The organism is Actinomadura sp. DC4, assembly GCF_030406325.1.
Taxonomy (GTDB): domain Bacteria; phylum Actinomycetota; class Actinomycetes; order Streptosporangiales; family Streptosporangiaceae; genus Actinoallomurus.
This window is the reverse complement of the sequence record NZ_JAUEQY010000020.1, coordinates 1-23,091: the sequence shown is the minus strand read 5'-3', so window position 1 is coordinate 23,091 and position 23,091 is coordinate 1. Positions and strand designations below refer to the sequence as shown.

At 71.1% G+C, this 23,091-nt stretch carries 24 protein-coding genes; 12 read left to right on the top strand and 12 right to left on the bottom strand.

The window, feature by feature from the left end:
• Positions 1-35: 35 nt before the first annotated feature.
• A complete protein-coding gene (locus QWU11_RS29285) occupies positions 36-1,190 on the bottom strand; it encodes a CU044_5270 family protein (protein ID WP_290117677.1) in 1,155 nt (384 codons plus the stop codon).
• The gene (locus tag QWU11_RS29280) at positions 1,187-1,702 is read right to left on the bottom strand and encodes a sigma-70 family RNA polymerase sigma factor (RefSeq protein WP_290117676.1); all 516 of its coding nucleotides are present in this window, start codon (positions 1,700-1,702) and stop codon (positions 1,187-1,189) included. Before QWU11_RS29280 ends, QWU11_RS29285 begins: the two co-directional genes overlap by 4 nt.
• Positions 1,703-1,921: 219 nt before the next feature.
• Between QWU11_RS29280 and QWU11_RS29275 the strand changes: the two genes are divergently transcribed.
• Entirely contained in the window at positions 1,922-2,071 is a 150-nt protein-coding gene (locus tag QWU11_RS29275; protein ID WP_290117675.1) for a hypothetical protein, read from the top strand.
• A 27-nt stretch (positions 2,072-2,098) separates the two neighbouring features.
• Positions 2,099-4,966 (top strand): helix-turn-helix transcriptional regulator, encoded by a 2,868-nt coding sequence (locus tag QWU11_RS29270; protein ID WP_290117674.1) that lies wholly within the window; start codon positions 2,099-2,101, stop codon positions 4,964-4,966.
• Positions 4,967-4,973: 7 nt separating this feature from the next.
• On the opposite strand, the gene QWU11_RS29265 is transcribed toward QWU11_RS29270, so the two are convergent.
• Positions 4,974-5,777 carry a methyltransferase domain-containing protein gene (locus tag QWU11_RS29265; protein ID WP_290117673.1) on the bottom strand — a complete coding sequence of 268 codons (804 nt, stop codon included), beginning with the start codon at positions 5,775-5,777 and terminating at the stop codon, positions 4,974-4,976.
• Positions 5,778-5,962: 185 nt separating this feature from the next.
• Between QWU11_RS29265 and QWU11_RS29260 the strand changes: the two genes are divergently transcribed.
• The 3 genes from QWU11_RS29260 to QWU11_RS29250 all read left to right on the top strand — a co-directional run bounded on the left by QWU11_RS29260 (position 5,963) and on the right by QWU11_RS29250 (position 8,625).
• Positions 5,963-6,505, top strand: a complete 543-nt coding sequence (locus QWU11_RS29260; RefSeq protein ID WP_290117672.1) for a hypothetical protein — start codon at positions 5,963-5,965, stop codon at positions 6,503-6,505.
• A gap of 66 nt (positions 6,506-6,571) precedes the next feature.
• On the top strand, positions 6,572-7,246 hold the full coding sequence (locus tag QWU11_RS29255) for a response regulator transcription factor (protein WP_290117671.1): 675 nt from the start codon (positions 6,572-6,574) through the stop codon (positions 7,244-7,246).
• Positions 7,243-8,625, top strand: a complete 1,383-nt coding sequence (locus QWU11_RS29250) for a HAMP domain-containing sensor histidine kinase (RefSeq protein ID WP_290117670.1) — start codon at positions 7,243-7,245, stop codon at positions 8,623-8,625. Before QWU11_RS29255 ends, QWU11_RS29250 begins: the two co-directional genes overlap by 4 nt.
• Here QWU11_RS29250 and QWU11_RS29245 read toward each other — a convergent pair.
• Positions 8,515-9,147 carry a TMEM175 family protein gene (locus tag QWU11_RS29245; RefSeq protein WP_290117669.1) on the bottom strand — a complete coding sequence of 211 codons (633 nt, stop codon included), beginning with the start codon at positions 9,145-9,147 and terminating at the stop codon, positions 8,515-8,517. The genes QWU11_RS29250 and QWU11_RS29245 overlap by 111 nt on opposite strands.
• A gap of 75 nt (positions 9,148-9,222) precedes the next feature.
• On the opposite strand from QWU11_RS29245, the gene QWU11_RS29240 reads away from it, so the two are divergent.
• Positions 9,223-11,109, top strand: a complete 1,887-nt coding sequence (locus QWU11_RS29240; protein WP_290117668.1) for an acyl-CoA dehydrogenase family protein — start codon at positions 9,223-9,225, stop codon at positions 11,107-11,109.
• A 3-nt stretch (positions 11,110-11,112) separates the two neighbouring features.
• Here QWU11_RS29240 and QWU11_RS29235 read toward each other — a convergent pair whose 3' ends face one another.
• Complete coding sequence (locus QWU11_RS29235; protein ID WP_290117667.1) at positions 11,113-11,946, bottom strand: alpha/beta hydrolase; 834 nt, start codon at positions 11,944-11,946, stop codon at positions 11,113-11,115.
• A gap of 49 nt (positions 11,947-11,995) precedes the next feature.
• Here QWU11_RS29235 and QWU11_RS29230 point away from each other — a divergent pair, with 49 nt between their 5' ends.
• Positions 11,996-12,523, top strand: a complete 528-nt coding sequence (locus tag QWU11_RS29230; protein WP_290117666.1) for an ABATE domain-containing protein — start codon at positions 11,996-11,998, stop codon at positions 12,521-12,523.
• Between the two features lie 752 nt (positions 12,524-13,275).
• Here the strand turns inward: QWU11_RS29230 and QWU11_RS29225 are convergent.
• Positions 13,276-13,632, bottom strand: coding sequence for a MerR family transcriptional regulator (locus QWU11_RS29225; RefSeq protein ID WP_290117665.1), 357 nt, complete (start codon positions 13,630-13,632; stop codon positions 13,276-13,278).
• 234 nt (positions 13,633-13,866) lie between these two features.
• Here QWU11_RS29225 and QWU11_RS29220 point away from each other — a divergent pair, with 234 nt between their 5' ends.
• A complete protein-coding gene (locus QWU11_RS29220) occupies positions 13,867-14,439 on the top strand; it encodes a hypothetical protein (RefSeq protein WP_290117664.1) in 573 nt (190 codons plus the stop codon).
• A gap of 41 nt (positions 14,440-14,480) precedes the next feature.
• Here QWU11_RS29220 and QWU11_RS29215 read toward each other — a convergent pair whose 3' ends face one another.
• A complete protein-coding gene (locus tag QWU11_RS29215; RefSeq protein WP_290117663.1) occupies positions 14,481-14,738 on the bottom strand; it encodes a hypothetical protein in 258 nt (85 codons plus the stop codon).
• 144 nt (positions 14,739-14,882) lie between these two features.
• Positions 14,883-15,851 carry a helix-turn-helix transcriptional regulator gene (locus tag QWU11_RS29210; protein WP_290117662.1) on the bottom strand — a complete coding sequence of 323 codons (969 nt, stop codon included), beginning with the start codon at positions 15,849-15,851 and terminating at the stop codon, positions 14,883-14,885.
• A gap of 435 nt (positions 15,852-16,286) precedes the next feature.
• Here QWU11_RS29210 and QWU11_RS29205 point away from each other — a divergent pair, with 435 nt between their 5' ends.
• The gene (locus QWU11_RS29205) at positions 16,287-16,883 is read left to right on the top strand and encodes an NlpC/P60 family protein (protein WP_290117661.1); all 597 of its coding nucleotides are present in this window, start codon (positions 16,287-16,289) and stop codon (positions 16,881-16,883) included.
• 406 nt (positions 16,884-17,289) lie between these two features.
• Positions 17,290-18,453: a YbfB/YjiJ family MFS transporter gene (locus QWU11_RS29200; RefSeq protein WP_290117660.1), complete on the top strand. Its 1,164-nt coding sequence runs from the start codon at positions 17,290-17,292 to the stop codon at positions 18,451-18,453.
• Here QWU11_RS29200 and QWU11_RS29195 read toward each other — a convergent pair.
• Together QWU11_RS29195 and QWU11_RS29190 are read right to left on the bottom strand one after the other, a co-directional pair.
• Positions 18,377-19,042 (bottom strand): response regulator transcription factor, encoded by a 666-nt coding sequence (locus QWU11_RS29195; RefSeq protein WP_290117659.1) that lies wholly within the window; start codon positions 19,040-19,042, stop codon positions 18,377-18,379. The two genes, QWU11_RS29200 and QWU11_RS29195, sit on opposite strands and share 77 nt — an antisense overlap.
• A 1-nt stretch (position 19,043) precedes the next feature.
• A complete protein-coding gene (locus tag QWU11_RS29190) occupies positions 19,044-20,213 on the bottom strand; it encodes a histidine kinase (protein WP_290117658.1) in 1,170 nt (389 codons plus the stop codon).
• Positions 20,214-20,311: 98 nt separating this feature from the next.
• Between QWU11_RS29190 and QWU11_RS29185 the strand changes: the two genes are divergently transcribed.
• Together QWU11_RS29185 and QWU11_RS29180 are read left to right on the top strand one after the other, a co-directional pair.
• The gene (locus QWU11_RS29185) at positions 20,312-21,199 is read left to right on the top strand and encodes an ATP-binding cassette domain-containing protein (protein ID WP_290117657.1); all 888 of its coding nucleotides are present in this window, start codon (positions 20,312-20,314) and stop codon (positions 21,197-21,199) included.
• Entirely contained in the window at positions 21,196-21,978 is a 783-nt protein-coding gene (locus tag QWU11_RS29180; protein WP_290117656.1) for an ABC transporter permease, read from the top strand. The genes QWU11_RS29185 and QWU11_RS29180 overlap by 4 nt, the downstream gene beginning before the upstream one ends.
• 3 nt (positions 21,979-21,981) lie before the next feature.
• On the opposite strand, the gene QWU11_RS29175 is transcribed toward QWU11_RS29180, so the two are convergent.
• Together QWU11_RS29175 and QWU11_RS29170 are read right to left on the bottom strand one after the other, a co-directional pair.
• Positions 21,982-22,290 carry a MerR family transcriptional regulator gene (locus QWU11_RS29175; RefSeq protein WP_290117655.1) on the bottom strand — a complete coding sequence of 103 codons (309 nt, stop codon included), beginning with the start codon at positions 22,288-22,290 and terminating at the stop codon, positions 21,982-21,984.
• A gap of 67 nt (positions 22,291-22,357) precedes the next feature.
• Positions 22,358-22,771, bottom strand: a complete 414-nt coding sequence (locus tag QWU11_RS29170; RefSeq protein WP_290117654.1) for an Hsp20/alpha crystallin family protein — start codon at positions 22,769-22,771, stop codon at positions 22,358-22,360.
• Positions 22,772-23,091: the final 320 nt, after the last annotated feature.

Sequence of the window (23,091 nt, the reverse complement as noted above, 5' to 3'; positions counted from 1 at the left end):
AGGTTCGGGCCGCGGCGGCCCTACGGCGGGTGCTCTCAGCGCGGCGGCCCGGCCGGTGGCGTCGGCCTCGTGTTCGTCCAGCCGGATTCGCTCGTCACGTCGTAGCGGATGACGAAGCCGGGCTTCGTCGAGGCGTACCTGTCGCCCGGCCGGGTCAGGATCTCCTGGTAGCCCAGGTACTTCCCGGTCTCCACGTCGAAGACCAGTTGCAGCCGGGAACCCCAGGGCATCTTCTCCGAGCTCCCGCGGATCTCGGCGGGGAACTCGACGGCCAGCGCGACGCCCTTCCGGCCGAGCGGGTCGGTGACGCCACCGATCTCCCGGATCCCGGGTCGTGCCTTGAGCACCCGCATCAAGGCCGCCTGCGTCCGGGGCGGCAACGGCCCGCTGAGCAGCGCCCGTACGAGGTTGAGCTGGTCCAGCGGGGCCCATTTCGTGCTCGCTGACTCGCCGGAGGACATGAGCCTTTTCCCGAAAAGGCGTTTCGACTGGAACAGCAGCGTGGCCAGCTTCTCCTGATCGGTGGGCAGCTTCTCGAGCTGCTCGACGGTCAGGCCCAGCTGGAAGCGTCCGCCCGACGAGTCGGAGGTCCCGCCCAGCAACTTCGACTTCCACGTCGTCCACCGGCCGGTCACCGAACGCAGGGTGTCGTAGTGGTCGTCCACCCGGACCCGGAGGGTCGCCGGCGAGCCGGCCCGCCGCCAGGCGGCGGCGTCGGCGGCGGACACGGGCCGGAACGGCAGGTCACGGCTGGCGCCGCCGTCGCCTCCGCCGACCGTGGACGCGGTCCAACGGAAGTCCTCACTGCCGAACGCGGAGACCGCGTAGTCACCGGTCTTGGCCTTCACTACGTAGGAGTCCGCCAGAACCTCGTCGGCGAACCAGTACTTACCCGTCGGCAGCGCCTCCGCGTTGTGGGCCGCGAGCAGGATCCCGCTGAGCGCCCGCGGCGAGGGCGCGTTGTGGCCGGTCCGGGCGGGCCTGGTGTCGGAGACCGCGATCAGGACCGCCCCGGCCGCGCCCACCGCCACGAGCGGCAGGACCAGCCGCCCGCGCCTCCGCCGCCGGGCGGTCCGGGGCTGGGCGAACGCCCGGTTCAGCTCGCTCGTACGGGTGGACCGGTCGACCTGGCCCGTGCCGTCGAGGTGGTCCGGCCTGGCCTCGGCCAACTGCTCGATGATGTCCTTCACGACCACTCCATTTCCTTCGTAAGGCTCGGGCGACGCCGTGCCTCGTCCATCAGGCGCTTACGCGCCCGATGCAGCCGGACCCCCAGCGCCGCGGTGGTGCATCCGACGACGCGGGCGGCCTCCTTGGCGCTCAGCCCGTGCCAGGCCACGAGCGTGAGCACCTCGCGGTCGGCGTCGGACAGCCTGGTGAGGGCGCGCAGCAGCGTGATCCGGTCGACGACGCCGTCGGCGACATCGGACTCGGCACCCTCGGTCCAGGTACGGAGTTCGGCGGCGAGGGAGTCGCGTCGCGTCTGCGCCCGCGCCGAGTTCCGGATGACGTTGCGGGCCACGCCAAGGAGCCAGGGCAGCGACGCGGACGGCATCTCCGCGAAGCGCCGCCACGCCACCATGAAGGTCTCGCTCACGACCTCGTCGGCGGCCTGACCGCCGACCCGGCTGGCGGCGTACGCCCACACCCGCGTCCTGTGGGCGTCGTAAAGGGCGGTGAACCGTTCCTTGTCGGCGTCCACTTGCTCTCCCGTCTTCGGGGACAGATACACCACGAAGTGGCCGCAAGACGGCCGACGTTACATGCGAAACCTCCCGAGAAAACCTCGCCCTAAGCCACTCAGGTGGTGCTTACGGCGGCCGGGGCCGCGCCGGGGCGGGAGATAGGGCACTCGCCGGATGTGGCGGGGTCCGCCTTACGGCGAAGGTAAGGGGCGTCGTAAAGAAAGCAGGAGGACACCATGCATCCCGAGATCGTCCGAGCACTGATGAACGAGCGTGTCCGCGAGGCCCAGGCGTCCGCCGCCGTGCGTGAGCACGGCACTCGCCGGCCGCTGTGGCCGTTCCGCGACGCGCGACCGCGTACCGCCTGGAAGACCAGGACGGTATGACCCGCGATGCCTGGCATGCTGGGAGGCGTGCGCGCACATGAGGTGAGCCCCGCCTTCGTCGGCCGCAAAGCGGAGCTGGCGACGCTCACCGACGCCTGTGACCGGGCGCGGGGTGGCACCCCCGGTGCCGTCCTGCTCGGTGGCGAGGCGGGCGGCGGCAAGACCCGGCTCGTGGACGAGTTCGCCGCCCGCGTGTGCGACGACACGCTCGTCCTGGCCGGCGGCTGCCTTGAGCTCAGCACCGCCGGTTTCCCGTACGCCCCGTTCACCGCGGCGCTGCGCCAGCTCGTACGGGAGGCCGGCGCCGCCGAGATCGCCGCCCTGATGCCCCGCGACGGCGCCCGCGACCTGGCCCGGCTGCTCCCGGAGTTCGGCGAGGCGCCCGCCGACCGCGACCCGGACACCGCGCGGGCCCGCCTGTTCGAGCAGATGCTCGTCCTGCTCGAACGCCTCGCCGAACGCCGCCCGCTGATCCTGGTCATCGAGGACGCGCACTGGGCCGACCGGTCGACCCGTGACCTGCTGGTCTTCCTCCTCCGCAACCTGCGGCACACCGCCGTACTGGTGATCATCACGTTCCGCTCCGACGAGCTGCACCGCGGCCACCCGATGCGGCCGGTGATCGCCGAGCTCGAACGCATCGAGGGCGTCGTACGGCTCGACCTGCCGCGCCTGACCCGTGCCGAGACGGCCGGGCAGCTCGCCGGCATCATCGGGCACGCTCCGGACGCGACACTCATCGCGATGGTCTACGAGCGCAGCTCCGGCATCCCGCTGCTCATCGAGGCGACCGCCGAGACGCCGGACTGCGGGATGCCCCAGTCCGTACGCGACCTGGTCCTCGCCGGCGTGAACCGCCTGCCCGAGGACACCCAGGACCTGCTGCGCCTGGCCAGCACCGGCGGGGTCCGCTTCGGGCACACGGTGCTGTCGGAGGTCGCGGGCCTGAGCGACACGGCGCTGTCCGCGGCGCTGCGCCCGGCCGTCGACGCGAACGTCCTCCTGGCCGACGAGGAGGCGTACGCCTTCCGGCACGCGCTGATCTGGGAGGCGATCCACGACGATCTGCTGCCCGGCGAGCACGGACGGGCCCACCGGCGGTTCGCCGAGGCACTGGAGGCGAACCCGTCGCTGAGCCTGGCCGGGCGTCCCGCCGTCGAGATCACCATGCACTGGGCCAAGTCGCACGACCACGAACGCGCCCTGCCCGCGGCGTGGAAGGCGGCCGGTGAGTCGGCCTCGGCGTTCGCGTACGCCGAGCAGCTGCAGATGCTCGAACGCGTGCTGGAGCTGTGGGACCGGGTGCCCGACGCCGAGACCCGGATCGGTACCGACCACGTCAGCGTGCTGCAGCGGGCCGCGCAGGCCGCCGGCGCCTGCGGCGAACCGGACCGTGGCCTCGCCTTCGTACGCGCCGCCCTCGCCGAGACCGACGAGAGGACCGACCCCGAACGCGTCGCGCTGCTCCTCCGCCGGCGCGCCGCGCTCGTGTTCGTCCTGGGGCGTGCCGGTGGCGTCGATGACCTGCGCCGGGCGCTGAGCCTGGTGCCGTCGGCCTCCGTCGTACGGGCGGAGGTGCTGGCGCCGCTGGGCCGCGCGCTGGTCCTGCTCGGGCGGCACGACGAGGCGCGCCCGATCAGCGAGGAGACGCTGGAGCTGGCCGAGCGGTTCGACGACGAGTGCACCGCCGCGGACGCCCACAACAACCTCGCCATCGCCGAGTCGATCGACGGCCGGTTCACCGACGCGATGGCCCGGCTGGAGACCGCACGGGCCCAGGCCGAACACGCTCACGACGGCGACACCGTCCTGCGGTCGATGGTCAACACGGCCGACGCCCTGGAGGCGTACGGGGACCCCGAGGCCGCCCTCGAGGTCGCCCAGCGGACGCTCACTTTGGCCGAGTCGCTCGGCCGCGCCCGTACGAAGGGGATCTTCGCGGCCAACAACCTGACCGAGGCGCAGATCTCCCTGGGCCGCTGGGACGACGCGGTCGAGACGTTCGAGCGGGCGGCGGAGCTCTCACCGCCGCCCGGCCTGCGCGGCCAGCACCTGCTGAACCGCGGCGAGATCGCCGCCGCCCGTGGTGAGAGCGCGGTCGCGGCGGCGATCGTGGAGGAGCTCCGGGCGCTGTACGCGGCCGACGACCCGTACCCGCAGCAGCTCCTGCCGCTGGCCAGCCTGGTGATCGAGTGGCGGCTGGCCGAGGGCGACGTGCCCGGCGCGGTCGACGCCACCCGCCGCGCCATCACCGAGCAGGACCTCCACCGCGACGTCCGCCACGCGTGGCCGATCCTCGTCGCCGGCATGCGGGCCTGCGCCGCCCAGCGCGATGCGGCCCTGGCCGCGAAGGTACGCGCCGTCGCGGACGCGACCCCGGCCCACGGCCCGGTCATGACGGCTCGCCGCCTGACCGTGATCGCCGAGTCCACCCGCGCCGAGGGGGCCGTGGACCGCCCGGCATGGTCCGCGGCGGTCGCGGCCTGGGACGCGCTGGGCTATCCGTATCCGCTGGCGTACGCGCTGCTGAGGTCGGCGGAGGCCGCGGTCGCGGAGGGCGACCGGGAGTCGGCGGCCGTCTCGCTGAGCCGCGCCGCCGAGCTGACCGACCGCCTGGGCGCCCGGCCGCTGCGCGCGGAGATCGACCTCGTGGCCCGGCGCTCGCGGCTGACGGTGGCGGGCGCCAGGACCGGCCACGCGGCCTTCGGCCTGACGACGCGGGAACAGGAGGTCCTGCGCCTGGTCGCCGACGGCCGGAGCAACCGCGACATCGCCGAGGAACTGTTCATCTCGGCCAAGACCGCCAGCGTGCACGTGTCCAACATCCTGGCCAAACTGAGCGTGTCCAGCCGCGGCGAGGCGGCCGCCACCGCCCACCGCCTCCGCCTCACCTAGGCCCCGGCTACTCCGGGACGCGGGCGACGCAGAAGACGGTCTGGCCGAACGGGGGTCGGATGAAGCGTTCGATCGCCCGGGTCGTCGGGACCACGGTCCGGTCGTAGATCTTTACCAGTTTCGGGTCCGGGTAGCCGGCGCCGCCTCGGCGGACGGCGGCCCACCAGGCGATGCCGCCCAGGAAGTTGATCGGCTTCAGCACGTCGATGCCCAGCCCAGCGCCCGTGACCGTGGCTTCCAGGGTCTTCGGCGTGTAGCGGGTCACGTGGCCGACCTTGCGGTCGAAGTCGCCGTACAGCTGCATGTAACCGGGTACCCAGATCACGATGCGGCCGCCGGGCTCCACCACGGAGGCGAGGTCCTTCAGGGCCTGGACGTCGTCCTTGATGTGCTCCAGGACGTTCATCATCACGACCGTGTCGACCTTGCGCCGGATGTTGATCTCGGCGGGCAGGGCCAGGTCGAGGACCTCGACGTCGTCGTTGCCGGCGTAGCGCTTGGTCAGCTGCTCCACGCAGTAGGCGTCGTTGTCGCTGACGACGAGGTAGTCGAGCCGCCCGGCGAACTGCTCGGAGAAGTGGCCGAGGCCGGAGCCGACCTCCAGCAGTGACGTGCCGACGTGCGGCGCCACCATGTCGTACTCGTACTGGCGGTAGTTGCGCGCCTCGTCACCGCCGAGGTGGTTCTCCAGCTGGCCCTCGCCGGCGGCTGGCTGGTGCTCGCCGTCGAACGTGTCCGGAGTGTCCCGGCGGCGGCTGCCGAGCAGACCGAGGAGAGAGCTGGCGACGGAATTCTTCTGGCCTGATGGCATGCGATCACTCGCTGATGTCGACGACGTCGGGATCCCGGCTACGGCTGCGGGCGGCCGTCAGTCTATCCACAGACCGGGTACGGCCCGTACGAACGCGCACTCCCATCGAACTCCCAGACTTCTCCATCGGCTTCCACAAATCGGTCCGCTTGAGTGAGGAGCGTCGACCTCAGGAGGAATCAAAGATGAAGAAGCTGGTCATCGGTGGCGCGTCCGCGCTCGCGGTCGGAGCCGTCGGCACCGGAATCTACCTCGCGGGTCCGGCCTCCGCGGGCGGCGACACCGAGCTCGCGGCGGCGTCGCAGCAGGTGGCGGACCAAGTGGCGGGCCGGCCGGCCGCGGACAAGAGCCAGAAGCCCGGCCAGAAGAAGCGCTCCCGCATCAGGCGGCTGGCCCAGCGCGGCGTGCACGGCGAGGCCTCGGTCCGTACGAAGAAGGGCTTCGTCCAGATCGCGTGGCAGCGCGGGCAGGTGACCGCCAAGAGCGGTGGCACCCTGACCGTACGCAGCCTCGACGGCACGGTGTGGCAGTGGACGACCGTCAAGAACACGCGTGTCCGGAAGGACGGGCAGAAGTCCTCGACCACGAACCTGGCGGGCAACGACTTCGTCGTCATCGCCGGTACGGTCGGCCCCGGCAACAAGCACAGCGCCAGGGCCGTGATCGTGCCCAAGAAGGTGCCGGCCAAGGCGACCCAGTCGCCCACGCCGGCACCCACCAAGAGCTGACCCGCGCGGACGCGGCGCCCCCCGGTGAATCCCCGGGGGGCGCCGCGCCGTACATGATGGGGACCGATGGACAATCCACGTGTACTCGTCGTCGACGACGAGCCGAACATCCGGGACCTCGTGCAGGTCGCGCTGCGCTTCCACGGGTTCGAGGTGATCACCGCCGGTACGGGCGGTGAGGCGCTGAAGCGTGCGCAGGACGACGGCCCGCGGCTCATCGTGCTCGACGTCATGCTGCCCGACCTCGACGGGTTCGAGGTGTGCCGGCGGCTGCGCGAGCGCGGTGACGAGACGCCCGTCGTCTTCCTCACCGCGCGGGACACGCCCACGGACACCGTCACCGGGCTGACGCTCGGCGGCGACGACTACGTCACCAAGCCCTTCTCGGTGGACGCACTGGTCGCCCGCGTACGCGCGGTGCTGCGGCGGGCCGGGGGCGGGCCGGCCGAGGAGATCCTCCGTGTCGCCGACCTCGAGCTGGACGAGGCGCGCTGGACCGTACGGCGGGCGGGTACGGAGATCGAGCTGTCCCCGACGGAGTTCCGCCTGCTGGCCTACCTCATGCGCAACCCGGGGAGGGTGCTGACGCGCGTCCAGCTCCTGGAGAACGTGTGGGGCTGGGACCACTCCCCCTCCTCCCCCGTCGTCGAGACCTACGTCAGCTACCTGCGGCGCAAGATCGGGCCGGATCTCATCCACACGCAGCGCGGCGTCGGGTACGCCCTGCGGCCGCCGTCATGAGGTCGCTCAACGCCCGCCTGATGGCGGGGATGCTCGCGGTCACCGCGATCGGCATGGTGCTGATGGCGTTGATCAGCACGGCGGCGCTGCGCGGCTACCTCATGCACCGGGTGAACGGCCAGCTCCAGGCCGTACAGAAGAAGCCGGCCCTGGCGAGGACGGGTGACAGCGTGGCCCCGGCCCGCTACATCATCCTCAACATGGCCCCCGACGGGACCGTGCGCGCGGTCAGCGGCGACGACCCCGACCCGGCCGCCGCTCTGGAGCAGGCGCGGCGCATGGGCCCCGGCCCCTTCTTCGACCGGGCGGCCGGCGGGCGGCCGTTCGCGATGGGCTCGATGCGCGCGGTCGCCCGGCTGGGTCCGCGCGGGCGGGTCGTGATCGTCGTGGCGCCGCTCGGGGAGATCCGCGCCTCGCTGGCCTGGCTGATCGTCAGCGAGCTGCTCACCAGCGCGTTCATCCTCGGTGTGCTGGCCCTGCTCGGGCGCTGGCTGATCCGGCGCGGGCTCGCCCCGGTGTCGCGGATGGCCACGACCGCGCAGGGCATCGCGAGCGGCGGTGACCTGCGCGCGCGGATGGAGGTGTCGGACTCGGAGGTGGGGCGGCTGGCCGGGGCGATCAACGTCATGCTCGACCGGATCGAGCAGGCCTTCGTGGCGCGGGTGCGCTCGGAGGCGAAGGTACGGGAGTTCGCCGCGGACGCCTCGCACGAGCTGCGCACTCCGCTCACGACGATCCGGGGCTACTCCGAGCTGTACGAGCAGGGCGCGGTCGACGCCGACGAGGCGATGCGCCGGATCTCCTCCGAGAGTGAGCGGATGCGCCGGCTGGTCGAGGAGCTCCTCGAACTGGCCCGTCTCGACAAGGGCTCGGCGCTGACGATGGAGCGCGTCGACCTCGCCGCGCTGGCGCGTGACGCGGTGGCCGACGCCGCGGCGGTCGAGCCGGACCGGCCGCTGACGCTCGACGCGCCCGAGCACCTGAGCGCCATGGCCGACGAGGGCCGGATCCGGCAGGTGCTGGCCAACCTTCTGGCCAACGTACGGGCGCACACTCCGGCCGGGACCCCGGCGCTCGTACGGCTCACCCAGACGGCGACCACGATGATCATCGAGGTCGCGGACGAGGGGCCGGGGATGGCGCCGGACGAGGCCGCCCGCGCGTTCGACCGGTTCCACCACACGTCGGGCGGTGAGGGTACGGGGCTCGGGCTGGCGATCGTGGCCGCAATCGCGGCGGCGCACGGCGGGCGGGCCAGGCTCAGGTCCTCACCCGGTACCGGCACCGGGGTCCGGATCGAGCTTCCGCGGGGTGGGCAGGTGCTCGAAGGCGTAGTACAGCCCGAGCACACCAAGGAGTACGAGCGAGGTCAGCGGTGAGAAGAGCCCCATGACCGTGGCGAGGACGTAGCCGAACAGCCCGAATCCGAACTTCGGGATCGACCGGCGTACGTCCTCCGGCGTCAGCCGCTCGTCGAGCATCCCCGGGTGGAACACGACGTACCACCACACCGCGGAGAAGCACATCGACATGACGATCATCAGCAGGCCGTACGCGACCGTGATGGTCTTGGCGTCGTCGCCGCGCAGGTGCTCGCCCAGCTCTTCGCCGATCACCGCCGTCGGGAACGGCACCATCGCGACGACCATGAGCAGCAGCAGGTTGAGCAGCAGCACCGGCCGGGTCACCCGGACGATGTGGGCGAACATCGTGTGGTGGTTGAGCCACATGATGCCGACGGTCAGGAAGCTCACCGCGTACGCGAGGTAGGACGGCCAGATCTCCAGCAGCCGGTGCAGCAGCGTGCCCTCGCCGCCGGGCACCTTGAGCTCCAGCACGAGCAGGGTGATCGCCACGGCGAACACGCCGTCACTGAAGGCTTCTGCCCGTTTCCCATCCATGGGAGGAGTTTGTCGCATGCTCTTGCTACTCACGGGTAAGTACTGACTAGTAACTTCCCTTGTGAGGTGATCGTCGTGACACACGTGGATGAACGCACCGCCCGGCGTGTGGCCGAAGAGGCCCGCCAGACGGAGTGGGAACTGCCCAGTTTCGGCAAGCAGCTCTTCCTCGGCGACTTCCGGCTGGATCTGATCCACCCGCATCCCGAGGGCTCGGACGAGATGCGGCGCAAGGGAGAGGACTACCTCTCCCGCGTCCGGGAGTTCTGCGAGACCAAGGTGGACGCCCGGATCATCGAACACGACTCCCGCATCCCCGATGACGTCGTCAAGGGGCTGAAGGCGCTCGGCGCGTTCGGGATGAAGATCCCCGAGGAGTACGGGGGCCTCGGGCTCAGCCAGCTCTACTACAACCGGGCGCTGATGCTCTTCGGGTCCGCGCACCCGGCGCTCGGCGCCATGCTGTCGGCCCACCAGTCCATCGGCGTGCCGCAGCCGGTCAAGATGTTCGGCAGCGAGGAACAGAAGCGCACCTACCTGCCCCGCTGCGCGAACGAGATCAGCGCGTTCCTGCTCACCGAGCCGGACGTCGGGTCGGACCCGGCGCGGCTGCGGACGAGCGCGGTCCCGGACGGCGACGACTACGTGCTCGACGGCGTCAAGCTGTGGACCACCAACGGCGTCGTCGCGGACCTGCTCGTCGTCATGGCCCGCGTGCCCAAGTCCGAGGAGCACCGCGGCGGCATCACCGCGTTCGTCGTCGAGGCGACCGCGGAGGGCATCACCGTGGAGAACCGCAACGCCTTCATGGGCCTGCGCGGCATCGAGAACGGCGTCACGCGCCTCCACAAGGTGCGCGTGCCCGCCGCGAACCGCATCGGCAAGGAGGGCCAGGGGCTGAAGATCGCCCTGACCACGCTGAACACCGGGCGCCTCTCGCTGCCTGCCATGTGCGCCGGCGCGGCCAAGTGGAGCACGATGATCGCGCGCGAGTGGTCCGCCGTACGGGTCCAGTGGGGCCGTCCGGTCGGCGAGCACGAGGCGGTCGCGTCCAAGATCTCCTTCATCGCCGCGACGTCGTACGCGCTGGAGGCGATGCTCGACCTGTCCAGCACGCTCGCGGACGAGGAGCGCGGCGACATCCGGATCGAGGCGGCGCTGGCCAAGCTGTACGCCTCGGAGATGGGCTTCCTCATCGCCGACGAGCTGGTCCAGATCCGCGGCGGACGCGGCTACGAGACCGCCGAGTCACTCGCCGCCCGCGGCGAGCGCGGCGTGCCGGTCGAGCAGCTCGCCCGCGACATGCGCATCAACCGGATCTTCGAGGGTTCGTCGGAGATCATGCGGCTGCTCATCGCCCGCGAGGCGGTGGACGCGCACCTGTCGGTGGCCGGCGACATCATCGACCCCGACGCCGACCTGCCCAAGAAGGCCGCGGCCGTACGCAAGGCGGGTGGTTTCTACGCCAAGTGGCTGCCGACGCTGGTCACCGGCGCCGGGCAGCGGCCCGGCGCGTACGGCGAGTTCGGGGCGCTGGCCAAGCACCTGCGCTACGTCGAGCGCACCTCGCGCAAGCTCGCGCGCTCGATCTTCTACGCGGCCGGGCGCTGGCAGGGAAAGCTGGAGCGCAAGCAGGGCTTCCTCGGCCGGATGGTCGACATCGGCGCCGAGCTGTTCGCGATGAGTGCGGTCTGCGTCCGCGCCAAGGCCGACGACCGGCCGGAGGCATGCGAACTGGCCGAGGTCTTCTGCGCGCAGGCGCAGGTGCGCGTCGGCCGGCTGTTCGACCAGCTCTGGAACAACACGGACGACCTCGACGCCAAGCTGGCCAAGAAGGTCATGGAGGGCCGCTACACCTGGCAGGAGGAGGGCGTCATCGACCCGTCGATCCCGGGCCCGTGGATCGCCGAGGCCGAGCCGGGCCCGTCCGAGGTCGAGAACGTCCACCGTACGGTCGGGTGAGTCTTACTCCTCACCGAGGAACGCCTCCAGGCGCCCGAGCACGGCCTCGGGGCGCTCCTCGGCGAGGAAGTGGCCGCAGCCCTCGATCATCGCGCCGCTGACGTCTTCGGCGTAGTCGCGCCAGACCTCCAGCGCGTCGATCGAGTGGAGGAAGCTGTGCTCGCCCCACAGGGCCAGCAGCGGCATGGTGATCTTCCTTCCGTGGTCGGCGTCGTCCTGCTCGGCGTCCGCGGGGAAGGCCGCGCGGTAGTCGTCGAAGCCGGCCCGCAGCGCGCCCGGCCGCTCGAACGCGCGTACGTACTCGGCGATGTCCTCCTCCGGCAGCGGCACGTGGGACCAGGCGTCGATGAGGTACCTCAGGTAGGCGCCGACGTTCGCGCCGGCGAGGAGTTCGGGCAGGTCGGGCTGCAGGTGAAAGAGCCAGTGCCAGGTGCCGCGGGCGAGGTCCGCGTCCATGCGGCGCCACATCTCGCGGGTCGGGATGATGTCCATCACGACGAGCCGCTCGACGTCCCCGGGGTGGTCGAGCGCCCACCGGTGCGCCACGCGCGCGCCGCGGTCGTGCCCGACGACGGTCGCCCGCTCGTGGCCGAGCGCCCGGATGAGCTGATGGAGATCCTCGGCCTTGGTGCGCTTGTCGTGGCCGTCGCGCGTCATCTCGCTGCGGCCGTATCCGCGCAGGTCGGGGACGACGACGGTGTGCGTACGGCTGAGCGGGCCGACGAGGTGACGCCAGCAGTGCCCGGTCTGCGGCCAGCCGTGCAGGAGGACGAGGAGCGGCCCCTCACCCTGCTGCCGGTAGTACATCCGGATCCCGTTGACGATGGCGATCGGCATGCTAACCTCCTTATACGGTTAGAAGTGACCCTAACCCTATGATGGGGTTATGGGCGACTGGGTATGGGACGGCGGCCGGCCGAGCATCGACCTCCTCAACACCGCCCGCGACCGGGTGATCGGCCCACGGGAGACCCTGCGCACGCCGGAGGACCTCGCCCGGTGGCTGCGCGAGGCGGACCTGCTGGACGCCCCGGTCGACGAGGCCGCCCTGAACGCCGCCCGGCGGCTGCGCGCAGCGATCGACGCGCTGGCGTTCGCGACGCCGGAAGAGGCCGACGCGGCGGTGGTGAACGCGATGGCGGCGGACGCGCCGCGCGGCCCCCGGATCACGGTGAACGAGAGCCGCGTCGTACCGGTGCCACCGTCGTGGTCGGCGGCGAGCGCCCTGGGCCAGGTGGCCCTGGACGCGATCGACCTGCTGACGGGGAACGAGCTGCTCCGCGTGTGCGCGGCGGACGACTGCGGCATCCGCTTCGCCGACCGCTCCCCGGCCCGCAACCGCCAGTGGTGCTCGATGCGCCGCTGCGGCAACCGCACGAAGGCCCGCCGCCACTACGCGTCCCGTACGCCCTGATCCTCTGCCAGAAAACCGCGACATCGCACGCGAATCACGGCATAAAGCCATCCTCATGTGCCGTTTTCGCCGTTAAAGATCTTCAGCACTACTACAGTCAAGCCCGCCCATGTAGGTGTAATCCCCCACACTCCCCGAGACAGAAAGTCGAGCCCATGGCGAGCCGCTCACGAGTGCGAACAATCGGGTCCATCTTCTACGCCCTGACGTTAGGCGCGACGGTTTCCACCACGATCGGCCTGTGCCTGGCGTACAGCCAAAAAGCTCCCACCTGGGCGTTCTTCCTACTCTTCGGCAGCCTATTGGCTTATATCCCCCTTGGGGGTGTAGTCGGACATACCTTCCGCGCGACGAGATCGGATGAATTGGGCAACACATAACCGATCTTTCGTACAATGCCACGCGTTTGGATGTTCGTCAGCCGACAGAGTCGACCGGCTGGATATCATCGGCCATCCTAATCCGTACAAGGAAGCGTGATGGCTGGTCCCGACGACTCAACTTCGTGCAAAGGCGCCGTCAATGGCGCCGTTCTGGTCATTGTCACCGCGGTCATCACGGCGCTCGGGCCGATCTTCAACGCCGTGATCATGGCGCACAACCGCCCGGCGAGCACGCGGCCGTCCGCCGTCGCGCCCGAGTCGGACCGGCTGTGGCCACGGCGTCATCACGGACCCCCGTACGGTCGCGCCCATCGCTGGATGCATCGGCACGACCTCTGCCCCGCCGAGCGACGCCCGTGACCCACCGCCTCAGATCGGAGGGACGCGCGATCTTCGCATCTTGGGCTGGCGGGAGTCGCGTTCGGTGAGTCGTTCCCAGGCGGCGTCGCGCTGGGCCTCCAGCTCGCGGACCCTTCTCTCCAGCACGACGATGTGCCGGATGGCCACGAGCGTGATGCCCTCCTGGGCAAGCTGGATCACGCGGCGGATCCGGCCTATCTCGTGGCGGGAGTACCTCCGGTGCCCGCCCGGCGTACGGCTGGGGCGGACGACCTCGTAGCTGTCGAGACGGTGCAGGAACCTGGGCCGGGTACGGAGCATCTGTGCCGCCTGGCCGACCGAGTAGCGCGGCAGGTGTTCTTCGTCGGTGAGCATCGCGCGAGACATCGCAGCATGCTCCGCGCCCGGCGACGACCCGCACACGCCTGTGGTTGTGAGCTCTTTAACCAAGAGGCGTGGAGCGGCCCCGGTCATTGCGATCTCATTCACGCCCACGACGAGAAGAACGGCCCGGCTCCCCCGCGCGAGGGAGTACCGAAGATCGCCCGCACCGGCGATCACAGGCGGCCGCCGCGTCCCGAGGATGAGGGCATCGATCCTCGTTCCTCCTGGAGAGTCATCATGAACCTCACCAAGGTCTCCTACCTCGCCGCCCCGGCCCTGATGGGCGCGTACGGCGTGGTCCGGCTGATGGGCGGTCAGCACGGGCCGGGATTCGGCTGGACGTTCGGGCATTCGCTGATGCTGGCCGGCCTGGTCCTGTTCGCCTGGGTGATCGCCGGGCTGCGACGGCTCGCCCCGCCCGGACTCGCGGCGAACGCCCTCGCCGCGATCGGCGCCGTCGGGCTGGTCGCGACGTGCGTGCAGTTCGGCATCGACATCGTCGTCGGCCTGCTGTCCGAGGACGCGGCGGCCAAGCACCACTACAGCGAACGGATCCAGGGCGTCCCCGGGCTGACACCGCTCGTCTACACCGTCGTGCCGGTGTTCTTCTACGTCGGCGTGCTGGGGCTGCTCGTCCTGCTGGCGACCGCACGGGCGCGGATCGCCCCCTGGTGGGCCCCGGTCCTGATTCTGGCGGGTACCGCCACCGTCGCGGCCGACCTGGACTACATTCCCGAGTCGGCCGTTCTGTTCCTGCTCGGGCTCGCGCCGTTCGCCTTCCAGAACCGGAACGTCATGACGACCGGATGAGCGGTCGCGGTTTTCCCCGCGACCGCTCAATTTCCGAAATGCTACGCGGGCGTGTACCAGAGGGAGTAATAGGTGGACGTCTCGTGCTCGCAATCCCAGCTCACCGCGATGTGGTGCGCCACCAGGTAGTTGCCTTCCGCACGGCAGGCCGACAATGACGAGTAGGTGCTCCAGTAGGAGTTGTTCGCGGCCGAGGCGGGACCGGCGAACATGCCGACGGCCAGGCCGGCGGCCATCGTCGCGGCCGAAGCCTTGGCGACCCAGCGGCCCCGGATGCGCGATCGCAGGGAAACAGGCATTGACATCTCTCCTGACTCACAGTGCGGATAGGCATGGGAGCGGTCCATTGACGGACGTCCTATGCGGAGTCGTAGAAGTGCGTTTCGCGATCGCAGCGAGAGCATAACCCGGCATTCCATAAACGACCATAGTCGCTATTACCGTCATGGCGGTCCGGGTGTGCCGACGTCGTGGATGTTGAGTGGACGGTACGCGTGGTACTGACTGCTCCCGTCCAGCGGAAAGGAAACCGCCAGGTGGTCGGTGCCGTATCCGCGTCTCTGCTGGTACACCCAGTACTTCTTGCGGTCGCCGTCCAGCCACTTGTCGAAGATCATGACCTGGCGGGTCCCGGCGTCGCCCGTCGGATTGATGATCAGGTCGCCCGACAGGAGCTCGGCGGGCGTGATCCGGTGGCTGTACTGACCCGACGCGAGGTCCGGGGAGTTCGGGCCCGGCGTCGGGAGGCCGAGGGCCATCGAGGCGTAGCCGGAGCCGTCCGTGCGGTACCCCTGGAAGGAGCGGCTCTGACTGTACGGGACCCGCTGGTCGCTGTGCGGGTGCCACATCTGGAGCCGCGAGAGCACCTCGGGTCTGGCCAGCCACTGGGTGTACGGACGCGGGCCCTGTGCCGGGCCGCCCCTCAGGGACAGGCCGATGCCGAGTCCCGCGGCGCCGCCGATGATGGCGCAGCCCACCACGATGCCCGTGAAGATCATCAAACTCCGGCGTGACTTCGCCGGCGGCTGCCCGCCGGACGCCGTCAGGTCCCCGGGGAGCGTGGCGCCGGCCGTCCTCATCGTGCGGGTCGCCCCGTCTGTGGCGGCCTCGCCGTTCACCTGGCTGGAGGCACCGTTGACCACGGCCGCGTCGGCGAACTGCCGTGCCCGCCGCTCGTCCTCGGCACGCTGCCACAGGGCGTTCAGATGGTCGGCGTCGCCCGCGCAGAGCGAGGCCATGTTCGCCACGGCCTCACGCGGGATCCAGGTCTCGCCGGAGAGCCACCGGCCCCAGGAGGAACGGCTGGCGTGGGTCTTGCTCGCGAGCGCGCGCAGATCGTAGCCGGAGCGATCCTTCAGGAGGCGGAGCTCGCCCAGAAGCGTGCGAACCGCATGAGGAAGTTCGTCCGGCAACGGACTGAGTTGTCGACTACGACTCACTCTCTACCTTTCCGCTAAAGCATCTCCAATGCCGCCAGTTCGGCAGTTTCGCCACGTTTGCCGACGCGACGTTTGTAGTGCACGCCCGGCACCCCGGAGGCCCGATTTCACGGATCTCGACCGGGGCGAATACTCGGAGTAGTCGTTATGGTGAAACCGCCGGTCGACGGGGTAACCGTCTACTTTGGCGCTGGTCAGAAGCCACCTCCCTCTGTCCCACCGTTGTCCCATGTCGCAGAAGTATGCCCTGTTCGCCCCGCTGAAGGGTGATGTTTCCGTCCCGGGACCAACGGATCCTCTGGCGGACAACGGCGCATCTATCTACGTTTATGCATCGTTCGGACCGTGCGGCATACCGACGACCTGACGGAATGCCGCATCCCCACCCGAGATCAGATGGAGAAACACATGCGTACGCAACTCGCCGTTCGCGTCGGTGCCGGCGCCCTCGCGCTGACCGGTGCGGCCGCGGCCGTCTACGGGGTCACCGCCGCCACCACGACGTCCACTTCGGCCAAGCCGGACTCCTCCAACGTCGCGGTCCAGGCCGCCTCGCAGAACAACGTGGCGCCCCTCGCCGCCGCGACCATCACGCGGGCGAAGGTGATCGCCAACGCGAAGACCTGGCACCCCCACACCTCCTCGCGCGTTCCGTACAGCCAGTCCAAGACGCACGGCGGCTACCGCACCGACTGCTCGGGCTACGCCTCCATGGCCCTCGCGCTCGGCAAGCCGGGCCTGAACACGGTCGGCCTGGCCAAGTCCAGCGTCACCACGAAGATCAAGATGTCGGCGCTGAAGCAGGGCGACCTCATCATCGACGCGACCGGCACCAGCAACACCCGCCACGTCGTCATCTTCGAGAAGTGGGCGAACAGCAAGCACACCTCCTACTGGGAGTACGAGCAGCGCGGCAGCTACGGCACCGACCACCGCACCCGTACCTACGGCCTGGCCTCGGGCAGCCAGTACCACGCCTACCACCCGAAGAAGCTCGTGGGCTGAGTAAGCCATGAGCCTGAGGGCGGGGGCGCCATCCCCCGCCCTCGGCTCCTCGGCGTCGGCCACCGCCCGGCCGGCGCGTCATCTCTCCTCCGGTGCCGCCCCCGCACGACCCCCGCCGGCCGGGCACCGGAGGAGAGAACGGCGTTGCCCGTCCGCCCGCTCTACAGAGCGGCGGAGGGCAGCGCCGTTTTTCGTCGCGCCGGTCGTTGGGAGACCGCGCCTACCAGCAGGGAGAAATTCCGTCCTGGCATGACCGCCGACCGAACCTGCATTGTGGAGACGCGGGACCGGCACGTCCCTTCCCCGTACCCCCCGGGCGGAGAGCCGCCCCCGAACGGCGTCTCGCCCCGGCACCCCGGCCGCGGCGGGACGTCGTTCCCCTGTCCCCCACCGCCGGAGGAGCCCCATGCGCCCAGCACGCGGCCTCGCCGGCGCGCCGTGGGGCCACATCGTCCGGGCCGCCGCCGTGCTCGCGGCGGGCATGGGCGTCGGCCGATTCGTCTACACGCCCATCCTTCCGCTCATGACCGCCCAGGCCGGCCTGTCGGCCAGGGCGGGCGCGGGCCTGGCGACGGCCAACTACGTCGGTTACCTGGCCGGCGCCCTCGGCGGCATCCTCCTCCCGCGGCTGGTGCGCTCCCCTGCCGTCCTGCGCTGCTCGCTGCTGGTCCTCGTCGCGACCCTCGCCGCCATGCCGTCGACGCACGCGACCGCGGTGTGGCTGGGGCTCCGGCTGCTCGCCGGTGTGGCCAGCGCGCTGATCTTCGTCATCGCCGTGAGCTCGGTGCTCGGCCACCTGCGCGGCCACCCGGTGCACCTACCGGGCTGGGCCTTCGGCGGCATCGGCGCGGGCATCGCGCTGTCCGGGCTGCTGGTGCTGGTCCTGCGCTCCGTCGCGGACTGGCGCGCGGCGTGGTGGGCCGCCGCGGGGCTGACCGTCCTGCTCGCCGTCGCCTCGTGGAACCTGCGGCCGGAGCCGGAGCCTGCGCCCCGGCCGGCCGACAGCGGAGACGGCCGGGCGAAGGGCCTCTTCGCCGCGCTGTTCGTCTCGTACACGCTGGAGGGCGTCGGCTACATCATCGCGGGCACCTTCCTGGTCGCCGCGATCGAGCAGCGGGCTCCCGCCTGGATCGGGAGCGCCGCCTGGACCCTGGTCGGCCTGGCGGCCGTGCCCTCCTCCGCGCTGTGGGCCTGGCTGCACCGGCGCTGGTCCCGTCCCGGTCTCCTGGTCACCGCGCTCGTCGTGCAGGCGGCCGGCATCGCCACGCCCGCCCTCCTGGGCGGGGTGGCGGCGGCGCTGATCTCGGCGGCCCTGTTCGGCGCCACGTTCGTCGGGGTCAGCACGCTGGCGCTCGGCGCGGGTACCGACCTGCGGTTCCCCCGCTCCGTCGCGCTGCTGACGGCGGGGTACTCCGCCGGCCAGATCGCCGGCCCGCTGATCGTGACTCCCCTGCTCCACCACGGCTACCGGGACGCCCTGGTCCTCGCGGCCGTCATCGTTCTGGTGGCCGCCGCCTCGGCGGGGGTCCTCCGGCGTCGCGGGCCAGGAGCGCCGCCTGGACGCGGTTGACGCAGCCGAGCTTGGCGAGGACGCGACTCACGTACGTCTTGATGGTCGCCTCGCTCATGTGCAGCCGGCGGCCGATCTCGGCGTTGGACAGTCCCTCCGCTACGAGGTGCACGACGTCCGCCTCCCGTACGGTCAGGGCCGCCAGCCGCTCGGCGGCCTCCCGCCGAGGCTCGGGCGTCACCATGCCCAGGACCATGCGGGTCACGGCGGGGGACAGGTACGCGTCGCCCTCGTAGGCCGCGCGTACCGCGCGGATGAGCTCCTCGGGCCGGCAGTTCTTCAGGACGAACCCGGCCGTACCGCTCGCCAGCGCCCGCTGGACGTTGGACTCCACGCCGAAGGACGTGAGCACGACGGCCCGTACGCCGGGTGCCTGCCGCGCGAGCTCCTCGACCGCGCTCAGGCCGTCGAGCACCGGCATGCTGATGTCGACCAGGGCCACGTCGACGCGGTGCCTGAGCGCCTCCTCCACGGCCGCCCGGCCGTCGCCGGCCTCGGCGACGACCTCGATGTCGCCCGCCGACTCCAGCACGGTGCGGATGCCGGCCAGGATCAGCGGCTCGTCGTCGGCGAGCAGGACCCGGATCACCTCATCCCACCCCCACCAGCATTCCCGCGGGCAGCACCACGAACATCAGCACGGCGGTGGCGAACCCGAGCGCCGCCGTACGGATCCCGATGGCCTCCGGAAGGTCGTCCTCGGCCGGGGTGACGGGCAGCGTCACGGCGAGCCGGTACTCCCCCTCGCCCGGCCCGTGCTCCAGCCGGCCGCCCGCCGCCCGCACCCGCTCCTCCAGCCCCGCCAGGCCGTGGCCGGCGCTCGCGGGACGTGTCCCAGAGGCGTGTGGGACACGGTTGACGACGCCGATCAGAAGCGTTTCGGGCTCCCATCCGACGCTCACCGTGACGTCCCCGCCGGAGGCGTGCCGGGCCGCGTTGGTCAGCCCTTCCTCGACCGCCCGGTACGCCGTCTCCCCCGCGGCCGCGGTGACCGGCTGCGGCTCCCCGGCGCGGCGCAGCGTCACCGGCACACCCGCCGAGCGGAACTCTCCGACGACCTCCTCGATCGCCTCGACGCCGGGCGTACGGCCGCGGAGCTCGCCGACCACGTCGTGCAACTCGTCCAGCGCGCCGCCCGCCGCCGTGGCCAGCCGCCGTACGGCGACGCGCTGCTCGGCCGGCACCGACACCTCCAGCGCCGCCGCCTGGATCGACACGAGGCTGAGGCGGCGGCCGAGCGAGTCGTGCATGTCACGGGCGATCCGCAGCCGTTCGCGCAGCCGCTCCCGCTCGGCGAGAAGGTCGCGCTCGCTCAGCAGCCGGCGGTTGTGCCGGTCGAGCGCCGACAGCAGCCGCCGGTGCTGGGCGAGGTAGCGGCCGACGAGCAGCGGAAGCCCGACGAACACGACGTACGCGCAGACGAGGTTGGGAACGGCGCGAGTGTCGCCGGGACGCGCGAGGAGCAGGATGCCGAGGCCGCCGGTCGCCGCGCCGGCGACGATCGCCGTGCCCCGCGCCGAGACGACCTGGCGACCGGCCTGGTAGGCGGTCCACAGCAGCAGGACGTACGCTCCGCCGACCGGCACGGCGAGCGCCACGGTCAGCGCGAAGGCGGCCACCGGATACCGGAAGCCCAGCGCCACGGCCAGAGTGACCACCGACGCGTACGCCACGACGCCCCAGACGGGCGGCGAGCCTCCGGCCGCGTACAGGGCGGTCTCGGCCGCGATCACGGCGGCGGCGAGAAGGTGTCGGGCCATGCCCAGCAGGCTACGGCGTGGGTGATCGACGAAAGTGGACGAAGCCGGAGACTTTCGCCGACTGTCCCGCGACCGGCCCGGTTCCTAGCGTGGATCCGGTGATCGAAGTACGAGACCTCAGAAAGAGATACGGCGGCACGGTCGCGGTCGACGGGCTGTCCTTCACGGTGCGGCCGGGTCAGGTGACCGGGTTCCTCGGACCCAACGGCGCGGGAAAGTCCACCACGATGCGGATCATGCTCGGGCTCGACCGTCCCGCCGGCGGAGGGGTTCTGATCGACGGCGAGCCCTTCCAGCACCTGCCGCGGCCCCTCACCCGGGTCGGCGCGCTGCTGGAGAGCACCGGCGCGCACCGCGGCCGCCGCGCGGCCGACCATCTCCTGTGGCTGGCCCGGAGCAACCGCGTCCCGGTGACGCGGGTACGCGAGGTGCTGGACCTGGTCGGGCTGGGAGGCGCCGCGCGGAAACGCGCGAAGGGCCTGTCGCTCGGCATGGCGCAGCGGCTCGGCATCGCCGCGGCCCTGCTCGGCGACCCGCCGGTGCTGCTCCTCGACGAGCCGGTCAACGGGCTCGACCCCGAGGGCATCCGGTGGGTGCGGAACCTGATGAAGGGGCTGGCCGCGGAGGGCCGGACCGTGTTGGTCTCCAGCCACCTGATGAGCGAGATGGCGCTGACCGCCGACCACCTGATCGTGATCGGTCGCGGCCGGCTGCTCGCCGACACCTCGATGGCGGAGTTCATCGGCGCCAACACGAGCTCCCACGTACGGATCCGCACGCCCGAGCCGGAGCGGATGCGCGACGTCCTCACCGCGGCCGGCCTCACCGTACGGCAGGCGCCGGACGGCGCGCTCGAGGCGGAGGCCGCCGAACCCGCGGCCGTCGGCGAGCTGGCCGCCGCCCACCGGCTGGTGGTGCACGAGGTCACCGTCCGCCCGGCCTCGCTGGAGGATGCCTTCATGCGGCTCACCGGGGGTCCGCGATGAGCGCGGTGGTGGCGGCGCTGCGCGCCGAGTGGGTGAAGATCCGCACGCTCCGGTCCACGGTCTGGAGCCTGCTGACGGCCTTCGCGCTCTGCGCGGGGCTCGGCCTCCTCTTCGGGCTGACCCTGCGCGGCGGCTTCGGCCGGATGGACCAGGAGGCGCGGGCCAACTTCGACCCGGTCGTGGCCGGCTTCTACAGCCTGACCATCGGACAGATCGCGCTCGTGGTGTTCGGCGTCCTGCTCGTCACCGGGGAGTACGGCGGCGGCTCGATCCGCCTTTCACTCACGGCGGTGCCGCGGCGGGGCATGTTCTACGGGGCCAAGGTCGTGGCCGGGACGCTGACGGCTCTGGTGTTCTCGCTGGTCACCGGCTTCGTGACCTTCTTCACGGCCCAGTCCGCGCTCGGCCCGCACGGCGTGTCCCTGGGCGCGCCCGGGGTGCTGCGCGCGGTGCTGTTCGCCTGCGTCTACCTGACGCTGATCTGCGTCTTCGCGATGGGGGTCGCGGCGATGCTGCGCGGTACGGCGCTCTCGCTGGGGATCTTGATCCCGCTGCTCTTCCTGGACTCCCAGGGCGTTGGCAACCTGCCCAAGGTCCGTACGGTCGCGCAGTTCCTGCCCGACCAGGCCGGGCTCGTGATGATGCGCGTCGTGAAGCCGGACCCGTCGTTCATCACCTACCGCGGTTTCGGCCCGTGGACGGCGCTGGGGATCCTTCTCGCCTGGACCGCGGCCGCCCTGGCCGGCGGCCTGCTCGTGCTGAACCGCCGCGACGCGTGAGGTTCACCGGCGGCGGAGCTCGGCCTCCAGCTCGGCGATGCGCCGGTGGGCGGCCTCCAGGTCGCGTTCGAGCTCCAGCACACGGCGGATGGCGGCGAGCGTCATCCCCTCGTCGGCGAGCCGCACGACGTACTGAACGAGTGTGATCTCGTGGCGGGAGTAGCGGCGCTGGCCCCCGGACGAGCGGCTGGGCCGGACGACCTCGTGCTCGTCGAGGCGGCGCAGGAACGCCTGCTGCACGCTGAGCATCGTCGCGACCTGGCCGACGGTGTAGAGCGCGGCCCGGCTGTCATCGATCGGCAGTGAAGACATGGCGGTCCCATCATGCACGCACCCGGGCGGGCGCCCCAACAGGAGCGGCCCGCCCGGGTGGTCACACTCACTTGCGGAGCGCCTTGCGGGTCTGGACCTCGACCTTGCGCGGCTTGGCCTGCTCCAGCACCGGGATGCGGACCGCGAGGACGCCGTCCTCGTACGCGGCGTCGACCGCCGACGCGTCGAGGTGCTCGGACAGGTAGACGCGACGGGTGTAGGTGCCCATCGTGCGCTCCCGTACGAAGAGCTGCTCGTCCTCGGCGAGCTCCTCCTCGCGGCGCGCGCCGACCGTGAGGACGCCACGGTCCACGGTCACCTCGATGGAGCCGGGGTCGATGCCGGGCAGGTCGAAGCGGAGCACGACCTCGTCCTTACGCCGGATGCCGTCCATCGGCATGACGGCGGGCTGCCGGCGGGTGAAGCGGTCGAACTGGCGCTCGAACTCCTGCATGAACGGGTCGATCGACGTCAGCAGCATGGCTGGTACCTCCAGGTTCCTGGGCTCTTGCTGAGAACTAACCTCAAACTCAAGTTAAATGTTTCCACGGAATTGAGCTTGAAACAACCTGGCGAAGAGGTGACAGAGAACTTCCCTTGGAAATGTCGAAGGGCGGGGTGCCGGTCGGCACCCCGCCCTTGGTCGGCGGCCCGTACGGGGCCGCCCTCGGCGTCTAGTGCTCTGTCCATGAACGTTGGCCGGGTTGGTCGACACGCCGGTCGATGTTCATGGTTGGTGTCCGCTATGCCGTGAGGCTGGTCGGATGGCAGATCCAGTTCGGGTGCGCCGTCTGACCGATC

Bases quoted from the DNA above. Each gene is read 5' to 3' on its own strand.
- QWU11_RS29215 (WP_290117663.1), bottom strand. From the start codon at position 14,738: ATGCCTGTTTCCCTGCGATCGCGCATCCGGGGCCGCTGGGTCGCCAAG.
- QWU11_RS29220 (WP_290117664.1), top strand. From the start codon at position 13,867: ATGAACCTCACCAAGGTCTCCTACCTCGCCGCCCCGGCCCTGATGGGC.
- QWU11_RS29275 (WP_290117675.1), top strand. From the start codon at position 1,922: ATGCATCCCGAGATCGTCCGAGCACTGATGAACGAGCGTGTCCGCGAG.
- QWU11_RS29230 (WP_290117666.1), top strand. From the start codon at position 11,996: ATGGGCGACTGGGTATGGGACGGCGGCCGGCCGAGCATCGACCTCCTC.
- QWU11_RS29200 (WP_290117660.1), top strand. From the start codon at position 17,290: ATGCGCCCAGCACGCGGCCTCGCCGGCGCGCCGTGGGGCCACATCGTC.
- QWU11_RS29265 (WP_290117673.1), bottom strand. From the start codon at position 5,777: ATGCCATCAGGCCAGAAGAATTCCGTCGCCAGCTCTCTCCTCGGTCTG.
- QWU11_RS29245 (WP_290117669.1), bottom strand. From the start codon at position 9,147: ATGGATGGGAAACGGGCAGAAGCCTTCAGTGACGGCGTGTTCGCCGTG.
- QWU11_RS29250 (WP_290117670.1), top strand. From the start codon at position 7,243: ATGAGGTCGCTCAACGCCCGCCTGATGGCGGGGATGCTCGCGGTCACC.
- QWU11_RS29255 (WP_290117671.1), top strand. From the start codon at position 6,572: ATGGACAATCCACGTGTACTCGTCGTCGACGACGAGCCGAACATCCGG.
- QWU11_RS29175 (WP_290117655.1), bottom strand. From the start codon at position 22,290: ATGTCTTCACTGCCGATCGATGACAGCCGGGCCGCGCTCTACACCGTC.
- QWU11_RS29190 (WP_290117658.1), bottom strand. From the start codon at position 20,213: ATGGCCCGACACCTTCTCGCCGCCGCCGTGATCGCGGCCGAGACCGCC.
- QWU11_RS29235 (WP_290117667.1), bottom strand. From the start codon at position 11,946: ATGCCGATCGCCATCGTCAACGGGATCCGGATGTACTACCGGCAGCAG.
- QWU11_RS29170 (WP_290117654.1), bottom strand. From the start codon at position 22,771: ATGCTGCTGACGTCGATCGACCCGTTCATGCAGGAGTTCGAGCGCCAG.
- QWU11_RS29225 (WP_290117665.1), bottom strand. From the start codon at position 13,632: ATGTCTCGCGCGATGCTCACCGACGAAGAACACCTGCCGCGCTACTCG.
- QWU11_RS29205 (WP_290117661.1), top strand. From the start codon at position 16,287: ATGCGTACGCAACTCGCCGTTCGCGTCGGTGCCGGCGCCCTCGCGCTG.
- QWU11_RS29180 (WP_290117656.1), top strand. From the start codon at position 21,196: ATGAGCGCGGTGGTGGCGGCGCTGCGCGCCGAGTGGGTGAAGATCCGC.
- QWU11_RS29260 (WP_290117672.1), top strand. From the start codon at position 5,963: ATGAAGAAGCTGGTCATCGGTGGCGCGTCCGCGCTCGCGGTCGGAGCC.